The sequence below is a fragment of the Pseudonocardia sp. KRD291 genome (assembly GCF_019263595.1).
Lineage (GTDB): Bacteria > Actinomycetota > Actinomycetes > Mycobacteriales > Pseudonocardiaceae > Pseudonocardia.
The window spans coordinates 1-8,284 of the sequence record NZ_JADQDD010000269.1; the positions used below are offsets into that span (position 1 = coordinate 1).

Annotated in this window: 9 protein-coding genes; 7 read left to right on the forward strand and 2 right to left on the reverse strand. The window is 73.8% G+C overall.

The features are described 5' to 3' along the window. The first annotated feature begins 167 nt into the window (after positions 1-167). The 5 genes from I4I78_RS26500 (at position 168) to I4I78_RS26520 (ending at position 5,867) form a co-directional block, all read left to right on the forward strand. Positions 168-725 carry a 2'-5' RNA ligase family protein gene (locus I4I78_RS26500; RefSeq protein ID WP_218614221.1) on the forward strand — a complete coding sequence of 186 codons (558 nt, stop codon included), beginning with the start codon at positions 168-170 and terminating at the stop codon, positions 723-725. A gap of 274 nt (positions 726-999) precedes the next feature. Beyond that, entirely contained in the window at positions 1,000-1,269 is a 270-nt protein-coding gene (gene rpsO, locus I4I78_RS26505) for a 30S ribosomal protein S15 (protein ID WP_130289344.1), read from the forward strand. 230 nt (positions 1,270-1,499) lie between these two features. Continuing rightward, a complete protein-coding gene (locus I4I78_RS26510) occupies positions 1,500-3,794 on the forward strand; it encodes a polyribonucleotide nucleotidyltransferase (RefSeq protein WP_218614222.1) in 2,295 nt (764 codons plus the stop codon). 104 nt (positions 3,795-3,898) lie between these two features. Next, positions 3,899-5,224, forward strand: coding sequence for a pitrilysin family protein (locus I4I78_RS26515; RefSeq protein WP_308252370.1), 1,326 nt, complete (start codon positions 3,899-3,901; stop codon positions 5,222-5,224). Between the two features lie 166 nt (positions 5,225-5,390). Next, entirely contained in the window at positions 5,391-5,867 is a 477-nt protein-coding gene (locus tag I4I78_RS26520) for a DUF456 domain-containing protein (RefSeq protein ID WP_308252368.1), read from the forward strand. 20 nt (positions 5,868-5,887) lie between these two features. Here I4I78_RS26520 and I4I78_RS26525 read toward each other — a convergent pair whose 3' ends face one another. Continuing rightward, positions 5,888-6,394: a PaaI family thioesterase gene (locus I4I78_RS26525; protein WP_218614223.1), complete on the reverse strand. Its 507-nt coding sequence runs from the start codon at positions 6,392-6,394 to the stop codon at positions 5,888-5,890. A 162-nt stretch (positions 6,395-6,556) separates the two neighbouring features. Here I4I78_RS26525 and dapB point away from each other — a divergent pair, with 162 nt between their 5' ends. Then, complete coding sequence (gene dapB / locus I4I78_RS26530) at positions 6,557-7,264, forward strand: 4-hydroxy-tetrahydrodipicolinate reductase (RefSeq protein ID WP_374225920.1); 708 nt, start codon at positions 6,557-6,559, stop codon at positions 7,262-7,264. 37 nt (positions 7,265-7,301) lie between these two features. On the opposite strand, the gene I4I78_RS26535 is transcribed toward dapB, so the two are convergent. Further along, entirely contained in the window at positions 7,302-7,832 is a 531-nt protein-coding gene (locus I4I78_RS26535) for a GNAT family N-acetyltransferase (RefSeq protein WP_218614225.1), read from the reverse strand. Positions 7,833-7,917: 85 nt separating this feature from the next. On the opposite strand from I4I78_RS26535, the gene I4I78_RS26540 reads away from it, so the two are divergent. Next, positions 7,918-8,284, forward strand: a 367-nt coding sequence (locus tag I4I78_RS26540) for a DNA glycosylase AlkZ-like family protein (protein ID WP_308252369.1), incomplete at its 3' end; no start/stop codon positions are given.

Consider the following 8,284-nt stretch of genomic DNA (forward strand, 5'->3'; position numbering starts at 1 on the left):
GCTGGTCGCGGCCGCGGCGGCCCTGGCGCCCTCGTTCCCGGAGATCGCGGAGGTGCTCCGCCGCGCCGCGAGCCGGCCCGTCCGGTGAGCACCCGCCGGGGCCGTGAGGTGCGGGCGGCGGCCCGGCGTCGCTCGACCGCGGACGCCGCACGTGGTGCGGTGGGCCGATGAGGCTGTTCACCGCGCTCTGGCCGCCGCCCGATGCGGTCTCGGCGCTGCGTGCCGACGTCGCCGGGCTCGGGCTCGACGACGACCCGGCATGGCGTCGGAGCCCCACCGCGCGGTGGCACGTCACGCTGGCCTTCCACGGCGAGGACGAGCCGGGACGCCGCGCCCGGGAGCTGCAGCAACGGGCCGCCGGGGCACCCGCGCCGCGGCTGCGGATCGCCGGGACCGGGGAGTTCCCCGGCGTGCTCTGGGCCGGTGTCGAACCCGCGGGCCCGTCCGACGCCGACGCCCTGGCCGGTCTCGTCGCCCTCGCCGGCGGGGCGCCGGACCGGTTCGTGGCGCACCTGACGCTCGCCCGCGCCGCGCGCCGGCGGGGGCGGGCCGCGGTGCCCGCGCCGGCCGGGTCCCGCGACCTTCCCGCGGGGCCGTGGTGGACGCCGTCGGAGGTGCTGCTGGTGGCGAGCCGGGGGACCCGGTCCGGGCTGGTCTACGAACCGGTGCACCGGGTCGCGCTGGGCCTCTCCTCCGGGGTTGCGGACGACGTGGCACGAAGGTGAGGGCGGCGGCATCGTGGCCGGTCGGCGCGGGTCGGGGGCCGGAGTGTCGGGCCCCGCTGGTACCGTTGTTCCCGAGTCCGGCTGCAGTCCGTGGTGGCCGAGACCGTCTACCAGCCCGCGGCCCCTGTCCGTCAGGAAGCTCCTGTTCGTCGGGAAGTCCCTGTTCGTCAGGAAGCCGGGGTGCCGCTCCGCTCGGCCCTCCCGATTTCGAGGGTCGGAGCGCACCGAACCCGGGCACGGCCCCACGGACGTCAACGACGAAGGAGTAGCTCGCGTGGCACTGACCACCGAACAGAAGAAGACGACGGTGGACACCTATGGCGTCCACCCCGGGGACACCGGCTCCCCCGAGGCCCAGATCGCGCTGCTCACGCAGCGGATCATCGGCCTGACCGAGCACCTCAAGGAGCACAAGCACGACCACCACTCGCGGCGCGGACTGCTGCTGCTGGTGGGACGCCGTCGCCGGCTCCTCAAGTACCTGCGTTCGGTCGACGTCGCGCGCTACCGCTCGCTGATCGAGCGGCTCGGCCTGCGTCGCTGACCCACCCGGCCCGGCGCCCCTGACGGGGCGCCGGGCCGCGGCACAACTACACCGCGGCAGGACTGCCGCACGCGGCACCACCGTGACGGGGAGAGAGATCCGCCGGTCCTCGGTAGTGGCCCCCGGGAGTGCGACTCCCGAGGGCTTCGATCGAAGACCGGCCAAGCCGAGGATGTCCCCCGCAACGAGGTGGTGCGCATCACCACCGAACGAGGAGTGACACCACACTTATGACCGATCCGATCGAGAACGACGGCGTGCACGAGAGCACGGCCGTCATCGACAACGGGGCCCACGGGACCCGCACCGTCCGGTTCGAGACCGGGCGCCTCGCGCGCCAGGCCGCCGGATCCGTCGTCGCCTACCTGGACGACGACACCATGCTGCTGTCCGCGACCACCGCGTCGAAGCGGCCCAAGGACAACCTCGACTTCTTCCCGCTGACGGTCGACGTCGAGGAGCGGATGTACGCCGCGGGTCGCATCCCCGGCTCGTTCTTCCGCCGCGAGGGCCGTCCGAGCACGGACGCGATCCTCACCTGCCGTCTGATCGACCGCCCGCTGCGCCCGTCGTTCGTCGACGGCCTGCGCAACGAGATCCAGGTCGTCGTCACGGTGATGTCGCTGGACCCGAAGGACCCCTACGACGCGCTGGCGATCAACGCCGCGTCGGGTTCCACCCAGCTCGCCGGCCTGCCGTTCTCCGGCCCGGTCGGCGCCGCCCGCATCGCCCTGATCAGCGACGAGGACGGCTCGAACAGCCAGTGGGTCGCGTTCCCGACCTACGCCCAGCTCGAGCGCGCCGCGTTCGACATGGTCGTGGCCGGGCGCATCGTCGGTGACGACGTCGCGATCATGATGGTCGAGGCCGAGTCCACCGAGAGGACCCTCGCCCTGGTCGAGGACGGTGCCACCGCCCCGACCGAGCAGGTCGTCGCAGACGGCCTGGAGGCGGCCAAGCCGTTCATCAAGAGCCTGTGCGTGGCCCAGCAGCAGCTGGCCGACGCGGCGGCGAAGCCGACCGGCAACTACCCGGTGTTCCCGGCCTACCAGCCGGACGCGCTCGAGGCCGTCACCTCGGCGGTGTCCGACGAGCTGGCCCAGGTGCTGACGATCGCCGGCAAGCAGGAGCGCGAGTCGCGGACCGACGAGGTCAAGGCGAGCGTCCTGGAGAAGCTGGGCGCGCAGTTCGAGGGCCGCGAGTCCGAGCTGGGTGCGGCGTTCAAGTCGCTCAACAAGAAGCTGGTCCGCCAGCGCATCCTGCGCGACAAGGTCCGCATCGACGGCCGTGGCGTCACCGACATCCGGCCGCTCTCGGCCGAGGTCGAGGTCATCCCGCGGGCGCACGGCTCGGCCCTGTTCGAGCGCGGCGAGACCCAGATCCTGGGTGTCACCACGCTGAACATGCTCCGGATGGAGCAGCAGATCGACTCGCTGGGGCCGGAGACGCGCAAGCGCTACCTGCACCACTACAACTTCCCGCCGTACTCGACCGGTGAGACCGGCCGGGTCGGCTCGCCCAAGCGCCGCGAGATCGGCCACGGCGCGCTCGCCGAGCGGGCGCTGATCCCGGTCCTGCCCACGCGCGAGGAGTTCCCCTACGCGCTGCGCCAGGTCTCCGAGGCGCTCGGGTCCAACGGCTCGACCTCGATGGGCTCGGTCTGCGCGTCCACGATGTCGCTGCTCAACGCCGGCGTGCCGCTCAAGGCGCCGGTCGCGGGCATCGCGATGGGCCTGGTCTCCGACGAGGTCGACGGCAAGACGACCTACGTCGCGCTGACCGACATCCTCGGCGCCGAGGACGCGTTCGGCGACATGGACTTCAAGGTCGCCGGCACGCCGGAGTTCGTCACGGCGCTGCAGCTCGACACCAAGCTCGACGGGATCCCGTCCGAGGTCCTGGCCGCGGCACTGAGCCAGGCCAAGGACGCCCGGATGACGATCCTCGAGGTGATCGGCGAGGCGATCGACTCGCCGGACGAGATGAGCCCCTTCGCGCCGCGGGTCACCGCGGTGCAGGTGCCGGTGGACAAGATCGGCGAGGTGATCGGGCCGAAGGGCAAGATGATCAACTCGATCACCGAGCAGACCGGCGCGGACATCTCGATCGAGGACGACGGCACGATCTACGTCGGTGCCGCCGACGGACCGTCCGCGGAGGCGGCGATCGGCATGATCAACGCCATCGCCAACCCGCAGCTGCCGAAGATCGGCGAGCGGTTCCTGGGCACGGTGGTCAAGGCCGCCGCGTTCGGTGCCTTCGTCTCGCTGGTCCCCGGCAAGGACGGCCTCGTCCACATCTCGAAGCTGGGCAGCGGTAAGCGCATCAGCAAGGTCGAGGACGTCGTCAAGGTCGGCGACAAGCTGCGCGTCGAGGTCACCGACATCGACAACCGGGGCAAGATCAGCCTGATCCCGGTCGTCGACGGCGAGACGGCCGAGAACGGCAGCAACGGCGACGGTGGCGACGGCGAGACCAACGGCGCCGTCGCGCCGGAGGCCGTCGAGGCGTCGCAGCAGAGCTGACCGGTCCCGAGCAGAGCGACGACAAGGTCACCGTGCACGATCGGAACGACCCGCCCGCGGCGGCCCGGAACCCCGAGAGGGGAACCGGCGCCGCCGCGGGCGTCGTGCTGCCCGGGCCCGGTGTGACAGGGCCGGGCGACGCCGATGCCGTGCGGCGCAGTGACCTGCCCGGCGGTGCCCGGCTGGTCACCGAGACCGTGCCGTGGGTGCGCTCGGTGGCGCTGGGCATCTGGATCGGCATCGGCTCGGTGGACGAGACGTCCGACCAGGCCGGGGCCGCGCACTACCTGGAACACCTGCTGTTCAAGGGCACCGCGCGGCGCACCGCCGCCGGGATCGCCGAGGAGATGGACGCGGTCGGCGGCGAGCTGAACGCGTTCACCGCCAAGGAACACACCTGCTACTACGCCCACGTCCTCGACGACGACGTGGCGCTGGCGATCGACGTCCTCGCCGACGTCGTCACCGAGGCCGAGCTCGCGCACACCGACGTCGAGCTCGAGCGTGGCGTCGTGCTCGAGGAGATCTCGATGCGCGACGACGACCCGGAGGACCTGCTCGGCGAGCTGTTCGACGAGACGCTGTTCGGCGAGCACGCGCTGGGCCGTCCGGTGATCGGGTCCGAGGACTCGATCCGGGGGATGAGCCGCGACACCCTGCACGAGTTCTGGCGCGGGGAGTACACGACGCCGCGGATGGTCGTCGCCGCGGCCGGCAACCTCGACCACGACCGCGTCGCCGACCTCGTCTCGCAGGCGCTGGCCGGGGCCGCCGAGCGCAGCCGTGGCCTGTCCGCCGAGCCGCCGCGCTCCGGTGGAGGCCCGCGCCCGGTCCGCGGGAGCGCGCTGGCCCTGCACACCGACGACTCCGAGCAGGCACACCTGATGCTCGGCGTGCCCGGGCCGAGCCGGCACACGCCCGGCCGCGCGGCCCTGGCCGTGCTCAACACCGCTCTCGGCGGCGGGCTGAGCTCCCGGCTGTTCCAGCAGGTCCGCGAGCAGCGCGGGCTGGCCTACCAGGTCTACTCGTCGCAGGTCCGCTACGCCGACGCGGGCAGCCTCGCGGTCTACGCCGGGTGTGCCCCGGAGCGTCTCGGGGAGGTCGTCGCCGTGGTGCGCGACGTCCTCGCCGGCGTCGCCTCCGACGGCCTGACCGAGGCCGAGGTCGCCCGGGCGCAGGGCGCCCTGCGCGGCGGTCTGGTGCTCGGGCTGGAGGACACCGCGTCGCGGATGAACCGGCTCGGTCGCTCCGAGCTCGACCACGGCCGTCAGCGGAGCCTGTCCGAGAGCCTGGCCCGGATCGAGGCCGTCACCGCCTCCGAGGTCGCGGACCTGGCCGCGGAGCTGCTGACCCAGCCGCTCACGGCGGCGGTCGTCGGCCCCTACGACGAGCCCGACGACCTCCCCGCCGCCCTGCGCGACCTGTCCTGACCCGAACCCGCCCGCGCCGCAGCGTGCCTGCGCGTGTGGGCGCGCCTCGGATCCGCACCCCTTCCCGCGCTCCGCACCTCCTGCAGAGGGTGCGGACGCACGGCAGGGGTGCGGATCGTGGCGGTGGGTCCGCGGGGGCGCCCGGCGGGGGGGCTAGGGTTCGGCCGTGGTGCTGAGCGTGGTGGCGGGGGTCCTGATCGCGGTCGGGCTGGCCGGGATCGTGCTCCCGGTGCTGCCCGGGCCGGTGCTGATCGTCGGTGGTGTCGCGCTGTGGGCGGTCCCGCGCGGTGACGCCGTCGGCTGGTGGGTCCTGGGCATCGCGGTGTTCGTGACCGTGGCCGGGCAGGTGGCGAAGTACCTGCTCCCGGGGCGTCGGCTGAAGGCGTCCGGGGTCCCGACGCGCACGTTGCTGGCCGGGCTGGTGCTCGGCGTCGTCGGGTTCTTCGTCGTCCCGGTGGTGGGGTTGTTCCTGGGCTTCGTGCTCGGGGTGTGGCTCGCCGAGCTCGCCCGCCTGCCCGACTCCGCCGCGGCGTGGCGGTCGGCGCGCGAGGCGCTCACCGCCGTCGGCGCGAGCATCCTGATCGAGCTCGCCGCGGGGCTGGTGGCCACCGCGGTGTGGATCGGCGGGCTCGTCGTCGGCTGACCGCGGGTCCGGCCCGGGGGTCAGGCGTCCGGGCGGATGACCAGGCAGGAGCTGGTCGCGGTCGCGCAGAGGCGGCCGTCGCCGTCGAACAGCCGAGCCTCGGCCAGGGCGGTGCGCGACCCGGCGTGCACCACCGTGCCCTCGGCGCGGACCGTGCCGGAGTCGGTTCGCAGCGCGCGCACGAACTTCACCGACAGGTCGAGGCTGGTGTAGCGGGCGCCCTGCGGGAGGGTGGTGTGCACCGCGCAGCCGGCCGCGGAGTCCAGCAGCGTCGCGTACACCCCGCCGTGCACGGAGCCGATCGGGTTGAAGTGGAACTCGGCCGGTTCCAGGGTGAACACGACGCGGCCGGGCTCCACCTCGGCCACGGACATGCCGAGCAGGGTCGCGATCGGGGGCGGCGGGACCTCCCCGGAGGCCATCGCGCGGATGAACGTCAGCCCGTCGCTGCGCAGCGCGACCGCGGCCGTCTCGCGGGGGTCGCTCCAGTGGTGGGTCCGCTCGCGGATGTCCGGCCCGGCGCTCATCTGGTCTCCTCGATCGTTGAGTTGCTAGTCGCAACTTAGCCCACGAACGGGGAGCCGGGAAGGACCGGCCGGTCCGAACTAGGCTGCGGCGGAACGTCGACGGCGAGGGGAGTACGGGTGAGCGGGTCGATCCGGGTGGCGGTACTGGGCGCGAAGGGCCGGATGGGCGGGGAGGTCTGCCGCGCGGTGCGCGAGGCCGCGGACACCGAGCTGGTCGCCGAGCTGGATGAGGGAGACGACCTGTCGGCCCTGGCCGGCGCGGACGTCGCGGTGGACTTCACCCACCCCGGTGCGGTGCTCGACAACGTCCGGTACTGCGTCGAGAACGGGGTCGCAGCCGTCGTGGGGACCAGCGGGTTCGACGAGGAACGCTTCGCCACCGTGCGCGGATGGCTGCAGGACAACGGCTCCGGTGCGGTGCTGGTGGCGCCGAACTTCGGGGTCGGCGCCGTGCTGTCGATGCACTTCGCGGCGCAGGCGGCGCGCTTCTTCGACTCGGTCGAAATCGTCGAGAGCCACCACGCCGGCAAGGTGGACGCGCCGTCGGGCACCGCGTCGAGGACCGCGTCGCTGATCGCGACGGCGCGCCGGGAGGCCGGCCTCGGCGACGTCCCGGACGCGACGACGACCGACCCGGGTGGTGCCCGCGGCGCGAGCGTCGACGGCGTCCACGTGCACGCGGTGCGGATGCCCGGGCTGATCGCGCACCAGGAGGTCGTCCTCGGCAGCGCCGACGGCGAGATCCTCACCATCCGGCACGACTCGATGAACCGCTCCTCGTTCATGCCCGGGGTGCTGCTGGCCGTGCGCGCGGTGCGCGAGCGCCCGGGCCTGACGATCGGGCTGGAGCCGTTGCTCGGCCTGGCCTGAGCCCCGGTTCCGCCGGTTCCGCAGGCGGGTCGGGGCCTCAGTCGGAGAGCTCGAGGGCGAGGGTGCCGACGAAGCGGACCTCGCGCACCGTGCCGTCGCCGGTGTCGAGGGTGCGCACGGCGCCATCGGCCTCCCATCCGGCGCGGGCGTAGAAGCGCCGCGACGCCTCGTCGCGCTCGGGCACCCAGGCCCGGCCCTGTTCGGCGTCGTGCCCGCGCAGCGCGGCCGCGGCCGTGGCCAGCAGGCGTCCGCCGTGCCCGCGCCGGCCCCAGCGCGGCTCCACCAGCAGCGTGCTGACCTCGGCGATCGACGCGCCGTGGGTGCCCGCGTAGTACGCGGCGGCGCAGAACCCCACGGTGTGCTCGCCCTCGACGGCGACGAGCACGTGGAACCCGTCGCCGGCGTGTACCGCGTCGGTCCAGGCCGCGCGGGCGTCGTCGCTGCTCAGCCCGTCCAGGGCGGCGTCCGGGACGATCCCGGTGTAGGCGGCGCGCCAGGTCTGGGCCTGGATGCGCACGATGTCGTCGACGTCGGTGTCGGCGGCGGGGCGGACGGTCGCGGTGGCCATGCCCGCATGCTTACCGGACGCGTCGACGGCCCACCCGGGCGAGGTCGTGGCCGTTCCTGTCGGGGGTCCGTGCCACGATCCGTCCGTGCGAACGATCTCGGCGGACGTGGCTCGGCGGACGGTGCTGGCGGCCCAGGGGATGGCCGACCCGCGGCCGTCCGGACCGGTCACCCGGCGGCATCTGCAACGGGTGCTGGGCCGGGTCCGGCTGCTGCAGCTGGACTCGGTGAACGTCGCCGTCCGGGCGCACTACATGCCGATCTTCAGCCGGATCGGGGGCTACCCGGCGTCGTTGCTCGACGACGCGGCCTGGTCGCCGACGTCGCGGCGGCCGCGGCTGCTGGTGGAGACGTGGGCACACGAGGCGAGCCTGGTCCCGGTGCAGGACTGGCCGCTGCTGGGGCACCGGGTGCTGCCCCAGCGCTGGTGGCGGCACTACGCGCCGCTGCTGG

Bases quoted from the DNA above. Each gene is read 5' to 3' on its own strand.
- dapB (WP_374225920.1), top strand. From the start codon at position 6,557: ATGGGCGGGGAGGTCTGCCGCGCGGTGCGCGAGGCCGCGGACACCGAG.
- I4I78_RS26500 (WP_218614221.1), top strand. From the start codon at position 168: ATGAGGCTGTTCACCGCGCTCTGGCCGCCGCCCGATGCGGTCTCGGCG.
- I4I78_RS26535 (WP_218614225.1), bottom strand. From the start codon at position 7,832: ATGGCCACCGCGACCGTCCGCCCCGCCGCCGACACCGACGTCGACGAC.
- I4I78_RS26525 (WP_218614223.1), bottom strand. From the start codon at position 6,394: ATGAGCGCCGGGCCGGACATCCGCGAGCGGACCCACCACTGGAGCGAC.
- I4I78_RS26510 (WP_218614222.1), top strand. From the start codon at position 1,500: ATGACCGATCCGATCGAGAACGACGGCGTGCACGAGAGCACGGCCGTC.